Origin of the sequence: Collinsella aerofaciens (assembly GCF_015560135.1) — a bacterium.
In the GTDB taxonomy this organism is placed as follows: domain Bacteria; phylum Actinomycetota; class Coriobacteriia; order Coriobacteriales; family Coriobacteriaceae; genus Collinsella; species Collinsella aerofaciens_AN.
In genome coordinates this window covers 1-18777 of record NZ_JADMRH010000014.1, presented here as the reverse complement: position 1 = coordinate 18777, position 18777 = coordinate 1, and the positions used below count along the sequence as shown (strand labels likewise).

Genomic DNA, 18777 nt, shown 5'->3' with positions numbered 1-18777 from the left:
AACCGATTGTAAGCCTCCTGAGAGATCCGCGACGTGGGCGTGGCAGTATTTACCGTTCGCAGGCCGAGCCAGCGCGTTTGCCGTCCGAGCGGGTTCACAAGCGACGCAGCGGGTACGTACCCTTCATGGACGACATGCTGTGCGACATATCTGCCTTTCGGTATCACCGGATACCTCCACAGGTCTTGGCAATAATGCCGGACCTGCCCGATTCTGCGGACGATCCGCGCAGGGAGCACCTATGTGAGCATCCGCTCGTCACGCATTTCCTGGGCACCCCGTTACACGTGTTGGCGCAGGGCAGCTGCGGACGTAAGGGCGATCGCATTGTCAGGCATGTTTGGAACGGGGAGAGGCCGTTTGATTCCATGCGACAGACAGAGTTTGGCCTCGATGTCGCGTCCCCGCTCTTTACCCTGCTGACCCTGGCTTCCTCGGTCTCAAACGAGCGTCTGATCATGTGCATGTATGAGATGTGCGGCACCTTTGCCGTGTGCAAGATTGCGCCTCAGGTAAAGTCGGCACTTGAGCAGGCATACGGGGGCCGGTGGGGTGACGCACGGTCGGGCTGGGAAAACGTAAAGGATACCTCGGGGAATCCAACAGACTTGTGGAAACGACCTCCCTTGATTGAGCTCTCTGAACTTACCGAGTACGTCGATAAGATCCCGGGGCTCCGCGGCGCTAAATCGTTCACGCGTGCCGCGAAATGCATTACGGGGGTGGCGGCATCGCCGCTCGAGGTCCAGGCTTCGATGCTGTTTGGCCTTACGAGGTTGCGCGGCGGCGAAGGGCTGCGCCTTACCAATAACGTCGAGATTCGCTTGACGCGCAGTGCCCGCCTGATTTCGGGGCTTGATAGGCGCTATGCCGATATCCTGCTGGCAAATAAGGACGGCAGCAGAGAGTGTCTGGTTGAATGCCAAGGTAAAGCCATTCACGGATCCATAGAATCCAAGATTTCGGACTCCGATCGAACGACGGCCTTGCAAGCGATGGGATATCCCGTCGTTCTGCTGACCTATGGCCAGCTAGTCGACTCCGATGCCTTCCGCGTGGTGATGAAGCTCATCATGTCCTATCTCGATGCGTCGTTGAAAGACAAGACGCCGTGGCAGCAGGGACTCGAACGGCGGCTTCGTGAGGAGATTTTCATCGATTGGGCGAGGATGTAGTCGCGCGGTCTGAAAAACGGTCGCGCGAACTAGAGTTTTGGTCGCGAAAAGGCTTCAGTTTCGCCTTGGAAGGGCTTAGAAAAATGTTATCCAGAACAAGTTGTTTCGGAAAATCGACAGTCAACTTGAATGTGGTACGTAGAGATCGATTTTTATCTACTGAAACCCCTGATAAAGCTGTTTGTCAAAGCGAGTGTGCTTAGCGACTTGGGTTCTACTGTCGATTATCCGAAAAAACCTGCCTTGGGTAACATTTTAAAGTCGCCCCGAAGCAACATAATCGGCCCCCGTTTCGTGAAAACGGGGGCCGAATGGGCTTTATGGCCCGCCTGGCGGGCTTGGCGCCGGCGCTATTTGATCACGCGCACGCGATACATCGACGGAATCTGCTTGAGCGCCTCGATGGTGCTGGTGTCCAGGTGCTCGTCGGTGTCGAACATGGTGTAGGCGTTCTCGCCGGCGGACTCGTTGGTCATGCGCTGCACGTTGGCGTTGTCCTTGGCGAGAATGGCTGTGATCTGGCCGATCATGTTAGGCACGTTGGCGTGCAGGCAGGCGATGCGGCTTGCGGCGCGCGCCTTGCCCATGCTGCAAGCGGGGTAGTTGACGCTGTGCGCGATGTTGCCGTTCTCCAGGTAATCCTTGAGCTCGCTAATGGCCATGTCGGCGCAGTTCGCCTCGGCCTCGCCGGTGCCGGCGCCCGAGTGCGTGGTGATAAACGTGTTGGGCATCTTAACGGTTTTGGGCGTGGCGAAGTCGCAGCTAAACCAGCTGAGCTTGCCCTCGCGCAGGGCGGCGTCAACGGCGTCCTCGTCAATGATGGTCTCGCGTGCGTAGTTGATGAGCACAGCGTCGGGTGCCAGCAGGTTAATCTGCTCGGTGCTGATCATGCCGATGGTGTCTGCCTTGCTGGGCACGTGCACGGTGAGGTAGTCGCAGCCGCGGCACAGGTCCTCGAGCGTGCCCACGCGCTGCACCTCGCGGCTCAGGACCCACGCGTGCTCAACGGAAATGAACGGATCGTAGCCGTAGACGTCCATGCCCAGATCTACGCAGGCGTTGGCGACCTTGGAACCAACGTTGCCCAGACCGATGACGCCGATGCGCTTGCCCTTGAGTTCGCGGCCCACAAAGGCCTTCTTGGCCTTCTCGGCATCGACCTGAATTTCGGGGTCGTCGGCGTTGTCGCGCACCCAGTTCATCGACTGCACCACGCCACGGCTCGAAAGCACCAGCATGCCCAGGACGAGCTCCTTGACGGCGTTGCTGTTGGCGCCGGGGGAGTTAAAGACGACGACGCCCTTCTTGGCGTATTCCTCGACGGGAATGTTGTTGACGCCGGCGCCGCAGCGGGCGATGGCGCGGATGCCCTCGGGCAGCTCGTAGCCGTGCAGGTCGGTCGAGCGCATCAGGATGGCGTCGGCCTCCTCGGCGGTGTCCACAAACTCGTAGCCCTCGCCAAACTCGACTTTGCCGTCTTTGGTGATGTCGTCGATGGTCTTAATCTTGCGCATGGAAAAACTCCTTAGCAGGTTTTGATCTAAACAGAGTGGTCTGATGTGGCTGGTCGGCCCGCGTGTTGCGGGCTAGTTAGATCGCGGACTCAAACTATGCTGCGCTTCGAAGTCCTTCATGTACGTGGCCAGCGCCTGCACGTCCTCCATGGTGACGGCGTTGTACACGCTGGCGCGCATGCCGCCGACGAGGCGATGGCCCTTGACGTTTTGAATCTGGTGCTCTGCCGCGCTCGCAACAAAGGCGGCGTCGAGGTCGGCATCGCCGGTGCGGAAGGTGACGTTGGCGATGGAGCGACTGTCTGTCTGCGCGGTGCCGTGGAATAGTTTGCTGTTCTCGAGCAGGTCGTAGAGCAGGTTGGCCTTGGCCCAGTTGCGCTCGGCCATGGCAGCAAGTCCGCCGGTCTCCTCGACCCAGTGGAATACCTTGCCGCACACGTAGATGCCAAAGGTGTTGGGCGTGTTGAGCATGGAGCCCTTGGCGGCCTGGGTCTTAAGGTCCATGTACTGCGGCGTCTGCGCAAAGGCGGGGCCGTCGGCGATGAGGTCGTCGCGCACGATGACCACGGTCACGCCCGCAGCGCCGGCGTTTTTCTGCGCGCCGGCGAAAATAAGCCCGTAGTGCTCAATGTCGAGCGGCTGCGACAGGAAGCAGCTCGAGACATCGGCGACCAGCGGCACATCACCGCAGTTGGGCAGCTCGTGGTACATGGTGCCAAAGATGGTGTTGTTCTGGCAGATGTAGACGTAGGCGAGCCCGTCGCCCGCGGTCTCGGCGGCAATGCGCGCGTTGATGTCGGCCATGGTGGGTATGCGGTCGAAGTTGGTGTCTTCGGAGCTCGCGAGCAGCACGGCCTCGCCGTACTTGGCGGCCTCCTTGTACGCCTTGTTGGCAAAGTTGCCGGTCACGACGTAGCCGGCGCGGCCGCGGCGCATGAGGTTCATGGGGATGCCCGCAAACTGCAGCGTGGCGCCGCCCTGCAAAAACAGGACGCGGTAGTTGTCGGGGATGCTCAGCAGACGGCGCAGGGTTGCCTCGGCGTCGTTGAGAATCTGCTGGTACATGCTAGATCGATGGCTCATCTCGAGCACGGACATGCCGCAACCGCGGTAGTCCATCATCTCGTCGGCGATCTCGGCGAGCACGCTTGTAGGCAGCGCGGCCGGGCCAGCTGAGAAGTTGTGCACACGTGCCATCTTCTAGTTCCCCTCGTAGTCGTTTGAACGTTCGGGATACTTTAGCACAGTGGAGCGTCAGGCGCGACCGAATCACAGCAAAACCCGAGTGCGCCGCTATGATTTACAGGATGGTTACATGGGGGAGGGGTGCTTTACTCCTCGGGCAAATCCAAATCTGCGAGCGAAGGCATGAGGTTCTCTAGGCGCTTGATTTCTTCGTCGCAAATTAGCTAACCCCTGGTCACTACGACGCCAGCGTGGCGATGACGGCTTCGTCGCCGGCGTATATTAGGGTGTTGCCATCGGGAATGATCGTTTGGCCGTCGCGCTTGAGCATCACCACGATAAACGGATGCTTGCCTTGCGGCACATCGCGCAGGCGCTGACCGGCCAGGCGACCGTGGGGCGTCACGGTGACCTCGCGCAGCGTAACCTCGGCACGCTCTTCAAACGTCGGCGCGGCCATAACCAGAAGGTCGCCTTCTTCAATTACGGTATCGCCGTTGGGCAGCACCGGGTGTGCACCGTCGCGCAGCACCAAGACTACCAGCATGTCCGTGGCGCTGCCGATATCGGCGAGCGAGCGTCCGGCAAACGGATGCCCCGCACCCACTTTGAGCTTGACAAACGACATGCCGTCCTCGTCGCGGTAATCGTTAAAGGTGCGGCGCACGTCGCCGGCCGCATCGATCATATCGAGTTTCTTCGCCACCGCCGGCAGCAGCGAGCCCTGCGCCACAATGCTCGACACGGCAATCACAAACACCAGGTCAAACAGGTCGTGACCGCCGGGAACACCGGCCACCACGGCAAAGAGGCTAAACACGACCGAAGCCGCGCCGCGCAGACCGGCCCAGCTTACGAGCGCAACCTGACGGGGGTTGGTCTTAAAGGGCGCCAGCAGCATGCCGACGGCGATGGGGCGGCTCGCAAAGAGCATAAACGCCATGAGCGCCAGGCCCGGCAGCAGCATTTGCGGCAGGCGGGCGGGCGTCACGAGCAAGCCGAGCAAAAAGAAAATGGTCATCTCGGCCATCTCGGTGAGGGTGTCGAAGAAGTGCGCCATCTCGACCTTGCCGGTGATGTCGCTCGCGCCCAGCACAATGCCGGCCAGGTACACGGCCAAAAAGCCGTTGCCACCCAGGTAGCTCGGCAGCGCGTAGGCGATGATCGCCACGGCGAACAAGAAGATGGTCTGCGCGCCTTCGGCCGTTGCGTGTGCGCGCTCAATCAGACGGCTGGATGTCCAGCCGATGGCAAGGCCCAACCCCACGCCCAGGATGATCTGCTTGGTCAGTAGCACGGGAATGTCGATATTGCCGCCCGCCGCGAGGGTCGCGAGCACGGCGGTGAGCATGTAGGCGACGGGGTCGTTGGAGCCCGATTCGACCTCGAGCAGCGAGTCGGTCCCGCCCCTCAGCGACAGACTGTGCTCGCGCAGCACGCTAAAGACGCTGACCGCGTCGGTGGATGCCACGACCGATCCCAACAGCAGGCCGCCGATCCAGTCGAAGCCCAGCACAAAGTGGGCGAACACGCCGGTGATGCCAGCAGTGATGACGACGCCGAGCGTGCTCAGCAATACCGCGGGCACGGCAACGGGTTTGGCACGGTCGATATTGGTGTTAAAGCCGCCGTAGAACATGATGAACAGCAGCGCCGTGCTGCAGACGGTTTCGGTGAGCGCGTAGTCGCTAAATTCGATGTGCGCCGGCCCGTTGACGCCCAACAGCATGCCGAGCGCGATAAAGATGAGCAGGGTGGGGAAGGGGAGTTTTTTGCCGACGGGCTTGATGGTCAGGCACAGAATAATAACGAGGCCGATAAAGAGAAGGATCTGGTTCATGGATGGTGTCCGCTCCTGGGTGGTTGGCGTGGCACGGTCAGTTGTCTGCGGTTGTTTGTACCCAAAGATGGTGGGTTTATGGGGTTGGATTGCGGGCGTGCGCGATATCGTCATAGACGGCTGCCGTCTTTGCCTCTGCTCGGAAAACCTTTCCAGCTTTATTGCAACGGAGTACAATGGGTAACGTTTAAGTTCAACTTGAAGTTTTAGTTGCGGCACCGGGCTTCGGCCGCAATGCAAGGAGAGGCGTACCATGGCAATCTATGTGACATCTGATGCTCACGGGCACGTGCGTGCGCTTGACGAGGCCCTGTCTAAGATCTCGCTGACGTCCGACGACACGCTGTACGTGCTGGGCGACATGATCGATCGCGGGCCCGATCCGGTCGGCGTTATTAAGCTCGTGCGCTCGCTGCCCAACGCCCACGTGCTCAAGGGCAATCACGAGCAGATCATGCTCGATGCCATCATTGGCCAGGATCCGCTCGATGCCGAGACCTGGGATATCAACGGTGGCTGGACGACGCGCGAGCAGCTCAACGACATGGAATTTGAGGCATACGAGGAGCTCGTGCGATGGATGGCCGCGCTGCCGCTCTACGCGGTGGCCGAGACCGAGGAGCGCCCGTATCTGCTGGTACATGCTGGAATCGAGATGAAGGCGGCGCGCGCGTTTTTGCTTGAGCATGGCGTCGATTGTGCCGATGGCGTTGGAGCGGTGGGTGCCGATCGCGAGCTGCTGCAGCAGATGCTCGCGGTGCAGTCGTCCGATGACCTACTGTGGATTCGTCACGGCTATTGGGATGCGCCGACCGGGCTGCTTTCTGCCGAGGGCAAGGGTCCGGTCGTGGTGAGCGGTCACACGCCAACGGTGTCGCTCGGGCGTTATTGCGAGGTCGGTGGTCTTGCGGGGCTCGATGAGGAGTCGGGCCGCGGGCAGATTGTGCGTCTGGGTGGCGAGGATACCGCCGGCGTGCCCGATCGCATCGATATCGACTGCGCCGCCGCCACCGGCTCCGAGTTCGGTCGCGTCGGTATCCTGCGCCTTGATGACGGCGCCGAGTTCTATGCGAACATCAACCCAGGCGAATAATCGGTGCAAAGGGTAGCTAATTTGGGACGGAGCTTTTTTGACTACTCTTGCCCTTCTGCCCGCTAATTGATTTCTCTGGGACGGGGATTAAATAATCATTTGGTTGCCCGCTGGCTAAGTGAGTAGACTTTTTTGGAAATGCCGAGCACCCAACATATTTGCCTCAATAAAACCGCAGGTCACAGACTTGTGCTCTGTCGGTGTGGTCAGGGATTCGGTAAAAATCTACTCACTTAGTTTTACGTGATGCATATTGTCTTCAACGAGGCTCCAGCCGGGGCGATTCCATCGCAAATTCCGGTGACCGGGGGCAGCTAATTAGGCGCCGTATGGGTTGCGGTCGCGTTCGATGCGTTGGCGGATGCGGCGGTACTCGATAATCAGTAGCACCAGGAGTAGGGCCATGATGGCTAGGTAGCTCACCACAGCGCCCATCAGATCCAGCAGCTTAATCAGGATCACCGGCAGCACCATGCTTACGGCGAAGCAAATCAGGTAGATCTTGGTGACGTCTCCAGCGTGGCGCAGCACCGTGATGATGGCGTAGATAAAGTCGATGGCCGCGGTGACGCCGCCGGCGACGACCATCAGCAGCGCCAGCGTACGGTAGCGTTCAAAGCTGAGGCCGTACATAAAGCTCATGAGGGGAATACCGGGACCTGCCATAAATGCGGCGCACACGCTGGTGATGACCACGATCAGTGCCATAACGGCAACAATAATCAGGTCAAAGCGACGACGCTTGCGAGGATTAGCCCAAATGCTCGACAAACGCAGGAGCTGCGGTTTATAGATAAATCCAATGCTCAACAAAATGGCCTGCGCTGGAAAGAGCAGGGCATTAAAGTACAGCTGATACTTGTAGGCCAGCGTGCCTTCCATCACGAACTTGGGCATGCTCTCAATAAGGTTGAACAGGAACAGTGCACCAAAGAGCGGGGCGCACTGGACAAACAGGTGGCCGACCTCGCGCAGGCTCACGTGGCGCGATTTTTCGGTCTCGAGCAGGGCGAGCGGCGCGGTGACCAGCACGAGCGAGGCGATCGCGGCGATGCCCATGGCCATGGCGGCGATGGGCATGCTGCGCGTGAGGAACAGTGCCACGCTAAAGACCGCGATGACGCCGGCGGAACGCAGCGTTTGGCTCATGCCGGCCAAATAGAGCTTGTCGGCCTGCTGCAGGCGGCCCTCGCACACGTCGGCGATGCCGTCGATCACCTTATAGAGGTAGACGCCCAGGCCGATCGTGGCCATCTGCGCATCGTAGCCGCGGGCGCTGCTGTATACCAGGCCGCATGCCAGCGCGAGCGCTCCGCAGAGCCAGCGGTTGAGCTGGTAAGAGGCAAAGGACGTCTTTTCGTCGATGTCCGAGACCTGGAAATTGCGCACGCCGTAGTTGCACGCGATCATGATGAGCGTGCCGGTGACAAAGGCGATGGAGAATTTGCCAGCCTCCTCGGCGCCCGCGAGCTGTGTGGACACGATGGTGAGCAACGGAAACGCCATGCCCCACACGGCGGTGCCCAGGGTATTCCAAAGGTAGTCGCGACGGGTGGCGTGATCTTCGTACTCGGCTTCTTGCGTGGAGAAGCCGCCGCCGTAGACGGCTCCGAGCAGGCGGTTCCACCAGGCATTGACCATGCGGTGGATGGGGCCGGGCTGGCGATCGCGCTCGCGGCGACGGCGTGTGACCTGGCTGCTGTCGGGACCGCCGGCGTTACGCTGGCTTAGCTCTTGGATTCGTGCGAGCTCCTCGGCGGTGTGCGATGCGGGGAACAGTCCGTTCTCGATGCGTCCGCCCTGCCCGTGCGCCCCGTCCGATACGGTGGGGTCGGCGACGCCATTGCGGCGGGCGATGGCGCGGCGAATGCTATCGATGGGCGTGATGCTCAAAGCGGAGTCCTTTCTATTGCTGCGCTCTAGTATAGACGCGACGGTGTTCGTTCGTGTTTTTGAACAGGTTGTTCGATAATTTCGGCGGCGCCATTCAGTAGACGGCATTTGGGGACGTTCCTTATGTGCCGGCACTTTGGGAATGTCCCTAAGTGCCGGCATCCGGGGTCGCTCCTTGGTTGTTGCCTGTTCAAGAGTGTCCCTAACGACTAGGCCGCTTGCGTGCGATTTTTGACCGTTGGGCGGGCGCTTCGCCGTTGCCGCAAAAACGTTTTTGCATATCGGGTACAACGGGCTTTACGTGAGTAAAGTGCGCGCCGCGTCCACGTGTCGCGTTTTTAAAGGAGGCCCCATGCCTGGTGTTACCCCTGCAGAAGTTCTGTCCAACTTTGGTATTACGCTGGTCGAAGATCCCGCCGAGAATCAGCCCCGTCTGCTGGTCGATCTACCCGCCGCGGAGCTCGTCGAGCACGCCATCCGCCGCGAAGAAGGTCGTATGGCATCCAACGGCGCGCTGGTGATCGAGACGGGGGAGCGCACCGGCCGTTCGCCCAACGACCGCTTTATCGTCGACACGCCCGACGTGCACGACAAGATCGCCTGGGGCGCGGTCAACCGACCGCTTTCGATCGAGAGCTATGAGACCATCAAGGCCGGTATCGTCAACTACCTCAACGAGCGCGATGTGTTCGTCACCCGCGGCATGGCCGGCGCCGACCGCAACCACACGCGTCGACTGCTCGTTGCCTGCGAGCGTGCCAGCCAGGCACTCTTTATTAAGCAGATGCTCGCCCGCCCGCTCGCCCGCGAAATCGCGCGCACCGGTGAGCCGGACTTTTGCGTGCTCGCCGCTCCCGGCTACCAGTGCGATCCCGCCATTAAGGGCCTCAACTCCAGCGCCGCCGTGGTCATCAACTTCCAGGAACGCGTGATTCTGGTCGCCGGCACCGGCTACTCCGGTGAGATCAAAAAGTCGATCTTCAGCGTCATGAACTACCTGCTGCCCGTCGAGGACGACGTGCTGCCCATGCACTGCTCGGCCAGCATGGATCCTGTCACGCACGAGACCGCCGTGTTCTTTGGCCTGTCCGGCACCGGCAAGACCACGCTTTCGGCCAACCCCACGCGCCTACTGATCGGCGACGACGAGCACGGCTGGTCCGACATGGGTATCTTCAACATCGAGGGTGGCTGCTACGCCAAATGCGAGGGCCTGGACGCGTTCCACGAGCCCGAAATCTTCAACGCCGTCCGCTTTGGTGCCATCTGCGAAAACGTGGTGCTCGACGAGAACCGCAAGCCCAACTACGACGACATCTCGATCACGCACAACACACGCGTGGCATACCCTGTGGAGCACATTCCCAACGCGTGGACCAAGGGCATGGGCACCACTCCAAGCGTCGTGCTGTTCCTGACCTGCGACGCCTTTGGCGTGTTGCCGCCCATCTCACGCCTGACGGCCGATGCCGCCATGTACCACTTCGTGACGGGCTTTACGGCCAAGATCCCCGGCACCGAGGTCGGCGTCACCGAGCCCACGCCCACGTTCTCTTCGCTGTTTGGCGAGCCGTTTATGCCGCTCGACCCCATGGTCTATGCCAAGATGCTCGGTGAGCGCATCGCCGACGGCCGCACGCGTGTGTACCTGGTCAACACCGGCTGGATTGGCGGCGGCTACGGCGTGGGCCATCGCATCGAGCTTGCCTACACGCGCGCCCTGGTGGCCCGCGCCCTCGACGGTACCATCGAGGGCAGCGAGTTCGTGCACGACGATATTTTCAATGTCGACATTCCCACTACGTGCCACGGCGTGCCCGACGGCATCCTGGTGCCGCGCCAGTACTGGCAGAGCACCGCGCGCTACGACGAGGCGGCGCACAACCTGGCCGTGATGTTCGAGGAGAACTTCGAGAAGAAGTACTCGCACCTGCCCGAGTCCGTGAAGGCCGCCGGTCCGCACGCTCAGGTGCACGCCGACGCCCGTCATCGCGGCCGCGGCCTGCTGGGACTCCGACACTAACGTTGCTTCAGACCCAAAACCACCATAAAGGGGCGGGCGCCTTTGTGGTGGTTTTACTCGCGCGGATGACTCGGGTTACAATACGCCTGACATATCGCTCCCTTCTCCGGATGGGGGCAGCGTAAGCGCTCTTGTGGCGGCACCGTAGGACTTTGAAGGTGGCCGTCGTAAGGGCGCTTTTTGTTTAGGCACCCGGGCTCGGGCGCATGCTATGAAGGGAGAGCACATGAAGAGTTTCGTTGCCGAGGATTCGTTTTGGGAGCTATTTCCGCAGGCGGCTGTCGGTGTTGTGGTCGTAAAGGGCATGAAGCCCGCGGCTCAGATTTCCCAGGAGGACGTGGATGCGATTGCGGCGTTGCTCGACCGCGCCAATATCGACGCGGAGCGTCATCTGACCAGCGATACTATCAGCGAGAACGCACCGGTCAAGGCATGGCGCGAGGCATATCGCCTATTCAAGACCAAGAAGGGCGCGCGTTGCTCAATTGAGAACCTGCTCAAGCGTGTGCTCAAGGGCAAACCGGTGGGCCACATTACGCCCGCGGTGGACATCTACAACACGGTGTCGCTGACCTACGCGCTGCCCGTTGGCGGCGAGGACCTACATGCTATCGAGGGCGATCTGCGGTTGGCGGTGACCGACGGTGGCGATTCATTTCTGCTGCTTGGCGAAGAGACAGATGACCCGACGCTTCCCGGCGAGCTCGCCTACATTGATGACGCGGGCGCCGTGTGCCGCTGCTGGAACTGGCGCGACGGCGTTCGCACGGCGCTGTCCGACGATTCGGCCGATGCGTTCCTGGCGATTGAGTGCGTGGAGCCCGAGCGGATGGGGGATTGCCAGGCCGCGATCGATCGCTTAGCCGAGCTGCTCGAGCGCTATCTGGGAGCGACGGTTGTCGTTAAGACGCTTGTGACCCGTGACAATCCTTGCGCGGAGCTGTAGCGACGCCTAGAACCTATTGATGCCCCAAACCACCACAAAGGTGTCTGTTCCCTTTGTGGTGGTTTTTATGTTGATGGGTTAACAAATGGGATATTTGGGTACGGGTGTCGGCTTATGCGACTAAGATGTTTACCCGTAAGCATTATGCAAGCGAAAGGCGGTCGTCTCCCATGCAGCAGAACGACGAGACACGTTTTGAGGACTTTGTCGGACTGATCAGCGGGCTCTACAAGGAGATCCAGCGCATTAAGACGTCCGAAGGCGCAAGGCTCGGCCTTAAGGGCTCCGATGTTATGTGCCTGTACTATCTTGAGCGCAGCAAGGACGGCCTGACTGGTGCTGACCTGGCTCGCATGGCAGGCGTGACCCGTGCCGCCGTCTCGCGCACGCTCGCGCATCTGGAGGAGGGCGGCTACGTCGAGGTCGATGATTCGGGCGATGCCGCCGTTAAGTATCGTGCTCCGGTGCGCCTGACCGCTCTAGGCGGCGAGAGCATGAGCGAGGCGGACCGCATCATTCGCGAGGTGCTCGATACCACCGGTAAGGCTATGGGCGTGGAGCAGCGCGAGCAGATGTATGCGTCGCTGCGCACGATTCTCAACACCCTGCGCGAGATCTAGAGCCGCGCTGGCGCTAGCTTTCAGCCAAGAACTGCATCGTCCCGTTTGAGCGCGTACGCCGTGCCGGGACATTGCTGTCAAAATTCCCTGCGCGAGACCTGCGCAAGAAAGGATTCGCTATGTCCGTCCGCATTATTACCGATTCCGCCAGCGATATGTCGCCGGCGGAGCACCCGGCGCTGTCCGTCTTGCCGCTGTCCGTTACCTTTGGCACCGATGTGTATATGGATGGCGTCGACATCGATCACCAGCGCTTTTACGAGATGCTCGTGGAGCGCGACGAGCTGCCCAAGACCGGTCAGGTCAACCCGTACGCCTTTTCGCAGGCGATTGCCGAAGCACGTGAGGCCGGCGACGAGGCGGTGATTATTACCGTGGGTGCCAAACTTTCGGGGACCAATCAGAGCGCCCGTACCGCACTTGCCGAGGCGCCGGGCGGCGACGTGTATGTGGTTGATAGCAATAACGTTACCCTGGGTGAGCGCGTGCTGGTCGAGTATGCCCTGCGCCTAGTGGACGAGGGCCAGGGCGCGGCCCAGATCGCGGCGGCTGTCGAGGCCGTCCGTGACCGCGTGGTGGTTATTGGTCTGCTCGAGACGCTGGAGTACCTGGTGCGCGGCGGTCGCCTGTCTGCTGCTGCCGGCGCCGTGGGCACGCTGCTCAACGTAAAGCCCGTTGTGGCTGCCGAGGACGGTCTGATCGTGCAGCTGGGCAAGGCGCGCGGTTCCAAGAACGGACGTAACCTGCTCAACCAGAAGGTCGAAAAGGCAGGCGGCATCGACTTTTCCATGCCGCTGGCGCTCGGCTATACGGGCCTTTCGGATGCGGTGCTCAAGAAGTATATCGAGGACAGCGCGGCACTGTGGGCTGGCCACACCGAGGGCGAACTGCCCGTTCACACCATCGGCGCCACCATCGGCACCCATGTAGGCCCCGGCGCCGTAGCCGTAGCCTTCTTCCAGCCCGTTAACTAGCCCACCTGCCAAAACCACCACAAAGGGGACAGGCACCTTTGTGGTGGTTTATGCTTTACCGGGTTGAAAGGAGCGTGCGATGGCATCTAAGGGCTTTTTTGAGCGGGTGTACGAGGTAGTCGAGCAGATTCCCGAGGGGATGGTCGCCACCTACGGTCAGGTGGCGCTGCTCGCCGGTCGTCCGCGGAGCGCGCGCTTTGTGGGCTATGCGCTGCACAGCAATCCGCGCCCTGGTCAGATTCCCTGCCATCGCGTGGTGTTTGCCGATGGCCGCATTTGCGAGGGCTTTGCGTTTGGCGGCCCCGATGCTCAGCGTGAGCTCTTAATGGGGGAGGGCGTGACGTTTACCGATCCCATGCACGTCGACCTGGGCGCCTGTCGTTGGCCGGCCGGGCTTTAACGGCTTGCTCGCGCCAAAACCACCACAAAGGTGCCTGTCCCCTTTGCGGTGCTTCTAGTTTACCTGAGCTAACTTATGGAGAAGGTATGGTGAGGTAGTTTCACACTAGAAAGTAAACCACGGCGAACTATATTGTATTCAGCAACGGAGCAGGCCATAGGCGATGAAAAAGCCTGCCCTGTTGAGTTTGATTCGCATTCCTCCCCTCTGTGCGATTCAACGGTGTACTTCGGGAAAGCGCCCGTCGGCTGCCATGGCCGGCGGGCGCTTTCCTGTAATCATGGGACAAAACATCAGGTCCGTTATCCCAAAATGAGGTGCCGACGTTTGGCCTTAGGGTGGCACAAACTTTGATTGTTAGTCCCGCTTGCAGCAACCGATCTTTGTAAACCTCTGCGGCGCCTCTTCGCTCGCGGGGATCCTTGGGCTGTTGCTTCCCAGATACGCCTCTACATGCCGCGCGAACGCTTGCCACGACCACTCGTCTTTATCGGCCTCAAGCCGATCAGGAGAAATCGCGTTGAACAGGCACGTTGGAATCTCGTGCTCGTGCAGATTCTTGGCGATACAAGGCGTGCAGCCCTTGTCGTGGTTGACAGGGTTAAACGGGCATTTCCGGTCGTTGCATGTGCAAAACGCAACTGAGCTCATGGAGCTCCTTCCAGTCGGTCGGCTCTGCTGTAAAACGCTGCCGCATGTTAAAACAATAGGGCGTCATTGCTTAACAGAATATAGTCTTAGGGTGCTTGCGACTTAGGGGTTCTGCCGAGCGGCTGAATACCTCGGCGACCGACCTCTGAAGAAAACAAAACCGCCGCAATGAGGATTGTACTCATCGCGGCGGTTTTGTTTGACTGCTGTTTATTGTTCTCGGCTAGTACACCATACCCATGGCATCCTGAACCTCTGCCAGGGTCTGCTCGGCGATCTCGTTAGCACGACGGTTGCCCTCGTGTAGGACGTCCTTCACATAGTCCAGATCGTTCTCGTAGCGCTGGCGACGCTCGCGGATCGGCGCGAAGTACTCGTTGACGGCCTCGGTCACGTACTTCTTGAGCTGGCCGGAGCCGCCCATGCCAATCTCCTCGGCAATCTCGACCTCGGATCGGCCGGTGCAGATGGCTGCCGTGGAAAGCAGGCCGGACACGCCGGGGCGGTTCTCGGGGTCGAACGTGATCATGCGCTCGGAGTCGGTCTGGCTCTTCTTGATGCGCTTGGCCGTCTCCTCGGCGGTCATCGAGATATTGATGGCGTTGCCGTAGCTCTTGCTCATCTTGCGACCGTCTAGGCCGGGCAGCAGCGGGGTCTCGGACAGCAGCGCGTCGACTTCGGGGAACACCTTGCCGTAGCGGTTGTTAAAGCGGCGGGCGATGGTGCGGGTGAGCTCGATGTGCGGCAGCTGGTCGCGACCGACCGGCACCACGTTGCCCTTGCAGAACAGGATGTCGCAGGCCTGGTGCACCGGGTAGGTGAGCAGAAGGCCGGTAAGCTCATGGCCCGAGGCCTCCATCTCGGCCTTGACGGTGGGGTTGCGTGCCAGCTCGGCCTCGGACACCAGCGACAGGAACGGCAGCATGAGCTGGTTGGCGGCGGGCACGGCGGAGTGCGCATAGATCATGGTCTTGTCGGGGTCGATACCGCAGGCAAGGTAGTCCATGACCATGTTGTACACGTTGTCCTGGATGTGCTCGGTGGTGTCGCGGTCGGTGATGACCTGGTAGTCGGCGATGAGCACGTTGGTCTTGGCGCCCATGTTCTGCAATTCAACGCGGCCCTTGAGGGTGCCAAAGTAGTGGCCCAGGTGCAGACGGCCAGTGGGGCGGTCACCGGTAAGCATGGTGAACTTCTCGGGCGTCTTGGCCAGGCCCTCGCGAATGGCGTTGCTCTTTTGCAGCGCGACTTCGTAGCTGTTCTCGTTTGGCATGATTGCTCCTAACGTATGTTCATGGGTCAAGATGATAACGCGTTTATTGGAGGGTCGGGGCGTAAGTAGGCGAGGGGCGGGGGAGAGGCGGCTTACGCGATGGGTATCGGGCTGCGCTTGGCCAACGGTGCCTGGGCACATCCTCGGCAGCTTACCCTAGAGCTTGTGGTGGCGCTCTTCTTTACGTTCCTCGGCTGCCTGCTCCTCCTGCTTAAAGGCGGGGTCGTCGGGGGTTACCAGCTCGTCTTCGTGCGTGCGCTTGTTGTAATGGTGGCGTAGCACGGGCTCAAACAGGTGCAGGTGCTTGGCGAAGGCCGCCGAGCCAATGGCGAGCACGGTAAAGATGAGCACGCGCATGGGAACCTCGACCTGATTGATGGCGGCGGCGCCGGCCGAAAGCATGATGCACCAGGCGTAGATGAGCAGCACGGCCTGCTTTTGGTTGTAACCCTCTTGAATCAGGCGGTGGTGAATGTGGCCCTTGTCGGCCTGCCCAATGCTAATGTGGGCGCGCTTGCGGCGCACGATGGCGCTAAACGTGTCGATGATGGGCACGCCGGCCACGATGAGCGGGATGATGAGCGATGTGAGCGCGGCGGTGCGGCTCACGTTGAGCAGCGATATGGAGCCGAGCGCAAAGCCCAGCAGCAGCGAACCCGAGTCGCCCAAGAAGATACTCGCGGGGTTGAAGTTGTACCGCAAAAAGGCCAAGCAGGCGCCAAACAACGCGATGGAGAGCGCGGCGGCATCGATGCGGCCCGAGAGAACGGCCATCGAGAACATCGTGAACGATGCGATGCCACAGATGCCCGTTGCCAGGCCGTCAAGGCCGTCGATGAGGTTGATGATGTTGGTGAACGCCACCAGGTAGACCACGGTGATGGGGTAAGCGAGCCAGCCGAGCATGATCTCGCCGGGGGCAAACGGGTTGACGATGACGCCGATTTTTAGGCCGCCCACGCAGGCGATGAGCGCGGCGAGGACCTGGCCGGCCAGCTTTTGCTTGGGCTTGAGCTGAAAGACGTCGTCGATCGCGCCGGTCGCAAAGATAACGGTAAAAGAAAGCGCAAGTATGGGGTAGCTGATGTGCAGACGGGGGTGGGGCACCAAAACGGGCGGCCAGCCCAGGTACCAGGTGCCTAGGATCTGCACGGTGCAGGCGACGACGAGGCCCAAAAAGACCGCCGTGCCACCCATGCGCGGGATGGGTTTAGTGTTGATGCGGCGCTTGGAAGGATAGTCGACGGCGTCGAGCTTGATTGCCAGGCGCTTGACCAGGGGCACCGCAAGGAAGGTCGTGATAAGAGCCGCGACCGCCACGCACAGGTACGGTATGAAGCTCGTGGAGGAAACCATGAATCGATAAACCGCCAAGCGTCGAAGGAAAAGGTCAAAGGATGCCACGCCGCAAAGGGTATAGCTGACCCATGATACTCGACCAAGGAGGGTGTGAGGAATTGCACGGGGCGATAATCACGTGCTTACCAGATATTCGAGTGATGGTGGGGTTCTGCCTGGTGCCTTTTGGGGATCTGGGCGGGATTTACAATGGCGAGTTTCGGCAAAAGAAAACCACCCCCCACGTTACGAAAATGAACCCACCTAAAACAGGTGGGTGCCCTCATCGACTGTTCCAGCGTCCTTAACAACGAAGGATACCTGTACTAGGTACGACTGTGTGGGCTCCCTAAATAAACGCGACGGTTCACCCAGTTGCTCCGCGGGGGGCGGAATACCTACATCATAAAGCGGCACTTTGTGGATTCCAGTCTTGACATTACAAAAATCGTGTCGGACGATTACGGCGCCTTGGGCTCGAGCCGTCTGTGCGGTTGGTCCTTTTGGGCTTGAGCTGCTGAATCGTTGTTTTTGGAGCATGTCTTTATGCCGACGTCGTTGACCGAACTTTTTTCGCCCGCCTGTCATTTGTGTCCGCGCCGTTGCGGTGCGGCGCGCGGTGAGGGTGCGCGCGGCGTATGCGGTGCTAACGACACGCTCAAGGTGGCCCGCGCGGCGCTTCATATGTGGGAGGAGCCGCCTATCTCGGGCGAGGCCGGCTCGGGCACGATCTTCTTTAGCGGCTGCTCGCTCAAATGCGTCTATTGCCAGAACCACGAGATCTCGACGGGCAATTTTGGGCTTGAGATTTCGCCCGAGCGCCTGGTCGAGATTATGTTGGAGCTGCAGGACCAGGGTGCGAACAACATTAACCTGGTGACGGCGACACACTATGCGCACCTGCTGCCGGCTTCGATTTCCGCGGCACGGGCACACGGACTGGTCATCCCGATCGTCTACAACACGAGCGGTTATGAGCGCGCGAGTGCCGTGGCGGCGCTCGGCGATCTGGTCGACGTGTGGCTTACCGACTTTAAATATGCCGATGCGGGGCTTGCACGGTCGCTCTCCCACATTAAGGACTACCCGCGCGTGGCCGTGTCGGGCCTGGCGCAGATGGCGCGCGAGATCGAGCGCCGCGGGGGAGAGCTGGTGGACGACGACGGGCTCATGAAGCGCGGCATCATCGTGCGCCACTTGGTGCTGCCGGGGCATGCGGACGATTCGTGTCGCGTGCTGGACCTGGTGTGGCAGACGGTGGGCGATGTGCCGGTCTCGGTCATGAACCAGTACACGCCCAATGCGCTCATGCGCGAGCAGGGCGGCGACCTGGCACGAGCCGTGACGCGCGATGAGTACGAGCAGGTGCTCGACCATGCCGACGACCTGGGCTTTACAACGATGTTCTGGCAAGAGGGCGGCGCGGTAGACGAGAGCTTCACCCCGGTCTTCGACACCACCGGCGTCCTCACCAGCGCAAAGTAGGGCGTTCGTCGATGATTTTTCTGGGACGGGGATTAAAAAATCATCGAGAGGATCGCCTGTCCGAAAAGTTGTCAAAATACCCGCGGGTTGATTTCCGATCTCAGCCGAACACATTGAGCGGATAGGACGTTCCCGCAGCTAGCCGAACGCCCCCGAGGCCCCTCGCGGGCCCCGGGGGCGGCATTTTCCCAGTTGAAGGAACGGTGGAGATGTGTTTCGATGGGTCCGGTGGCCATGCTCCGCCCTCCGTCCGGCACCTCTTCCCAGACTCAGCCGGACGGTCGGTCCGCCTATTCCTTTTTTCCCTTCAGGCTAGGACAGCGGGGCATCGCCCCTCTCTGCGCGCGCCCGCCCTATCAGCCCCGGC

At 60.6% G+C, this 18777-nt stretch carries 15 protein-coding genes; 8 read left to right on the top strand and 7 right to left on the bottom strand.

Annotation, left to right across the window (positions count from 1 at the left end):
- The first annotated feature begins 368 nt into the window (after positions 1-368).
- On the top strand, positions 369-1175 hold the full coding sequence (locus I2H19_RS06815) for a hypothetical protein (protein WP_195622135.1): 807 nt from the start codon (positions 369-371) through the stop codon (positions 1173-1175).
- Between the two features lie 350 nt (positions 1176-1525).
- On the opposite strand, the gene I2H19_RS06810 is transcribed toward I2H19_RS06815, so the two are convergent.
- From I2H19_RS06810 to I2H19_RS06800, 3 genes are all read right to left on the bottom strand, one after another.
- The gene (locus tag I2H19_RS06810) at positions 1526-2689 is read right to left on the bottom strand and encodes a phosphoglycerate dehydrogenase (RefSeq protein ID WP_195622134.1); all 1164 of its coding nucleotides are present in this window, start codon (positions 2687-2689) and stop codon (positions 1526-1528) included.
- Positions 2690-2761: 72 nt separating this feature from the next.
- Positions 2762-3886: a 3-phosphoserine/phosphohydroxythreonine transaminase gene (gene serC, locus I2H19_RS06805; RefSeq protein WP_195622133.1), complete on the bottom strand. Its 1125-nt coding sequence runs from the start codon at positions 3884-3886 to the stop codon at positions 2762-2764.
- Between the two features lie 226 nt (positions 3887-4112).
- Positions 4113-5714 (bottom strand): potassium/proton antiporter, encoded by a 1602-nt coding sequence (locus I2H19_RS06800; RefSeq protein ID WP_195622132.1) that lies wholly within the window; start codon positions 5712-5714, stop codon positions 4113-4115.
- A 253-nt stretch (positions 5715-5967) separates the two neighbouring features.
- Between I2H19_RS06800 and I2H19_RS06795 the strand changes: the two genes are divergently transcribed.
- Entirely contained in the window at positions 5968-6807 is an 840-nt protein-coding gene (locus tag I2H19_RS06795) for a metallophosphoesterase family protein (RefSeq protein WP_195622131.1), read from the top strand.
- A 318-nt stretch (positions 6808-7125) separates the two neighbouring features.
- Here I2H19_RS06795 and I2H19_RS06790 read toward each other — a convergent pair whose 3' ends face one another.
- The gene (locus tag I2H19_RS06790) at positions 7126-8700 is read right to left on the bottom strand and encodes a lipopolysaccharide biosynthesis protein (protein WP_229089826.1); all 1575 of its coding nucleotides are present in this window, start codon (positions 8698-8700) and stop codon (positions 7126-7128) included.
- A 352-nt stretch (positions 8701-9052) separates the two neighbouring features.
- Here I2H19_RS06790 and pckA point away from each other — a divergent pair, with 352 nt between their 5' ends.
- The 5 genes from pckA to I2H19_RS06765 all read left to right on the top strand — a co-directional run bounded on the left by pckA (position 9053) and on the right by I2H19_RS06765 (position 13663).
- On the top strand, positions 9053-10723 hold the full coding sequence (gene pckA / locus I2H19_RS06785) for a phosphoenolpyruvate carboxykinase (ATP) (protein ID WP_195622130.1): 1671 nt from the start codon (positions 9053-9055) through the stop codon (positions 10721-10723).
- A 226-nt stretch (positions 10724-10949) separates the two neighbouring features.
- Positions 10950-11669 carry a B3/B4 domain-containing protein gene (locus tag I2H19_RS06780; protein ID WP_195622128.1) on the top strand — a complete coding sequence of 240 codons (720 nt, stop codon included), beginning with the start codon at positions 10950-10952 and terminating at the stop codon, positions 11667-11669.
- A gap of 170 nt (positions 11670-11839) precedes the next feature.
- On the top strand, positions 11840-12289 hold the full coding sequence (locus I2H19_RS06775) for a MarR family winged helix-turn-helix transcriptional regulator (RefSeq protein WP_022093866.1): 450 nt from the start codon (positions 11840-11842) through the stop codon (positions 12287-12289).
- Between the two features lie 119 nt (positions 12290-12408).
- Entirely contained in the window at positions 12409-13263 is an 855-nt protein-coding gene (locus I2H19_RS06770) for a DegV family protein (RefSeq protein ID WP_117583755.1), read from the top strand.
- Between the two features lie 79 nt (positions 13264-13342).
- Complete coding sequence (locus I2H19_RS06765) at positions 13343-13663, top strand: MGMT family protein (protein ID WP_195622125.1); 321 nt, start codon at positions 13343-13345, stop codon at positions 13661-13663.
- A gap of 357 nt (positions 13664-14020) precedes the next feature.
- On the opposite strand, the gene I2H19_RS09960 is transcribed toward I2H19_RS06765, so the two are convergent.
- The 3 genes from I2H19_RS09960 to I2H19_RS06755 form a co-directional block, all read right to left on the bottom strand.
- Complete coding sequence (locus tag I2H19_RS09960; RefSeq protein WP_229089825.1) at positions 14021-14314, bottom strand: DUF6485 family protein; 294 nt, start codon at positions 14312-14314, stop codon at positions 14021-14023.
- Positions 14315-14537: 223 nt separating this feature from the next.
- Positions 14538-15587, bottom strand: a complete 1050-nt coding sequence (gene trpS, locus I2H19_RS06760; RefSeq protein ID WP_089572045.1) for a tryptophan--tRNA ligase — start codon at positions 15585-15587, stop codon at positions 14538-14540.
- Between the two features lie 156 nt (positions 15588-15743).
- The gene (locus I2H19_RS06755; RefSeq protein ID WP_195622123.1) at positions 15744-16943 is read right to left on the bottom strand and encodes a glycosyltransferase family 4 protein; all 1200 of its coding nucleotides are present in this window, start codon (positions 16941-16943) and stop codon (positions 15744-15746) included.
- Positions 16944-17471: 528 nt separating this feature from the next.
- Here I2H19_RS06755 and I2H19_RS06750 point away from each other — a divergent pair.
- A complete protein-coding gene (locus I2H19_RS06750; RefSeq protein ID WP_195622121.1) occupies positions 17472-18410 on the top strand; it encodes a radical SAM protein in 939 nt (312 codons plus the stop codon).
- The last annotated feature ends 367 nt before the right edge of the window (positions 18411-18777 follow it).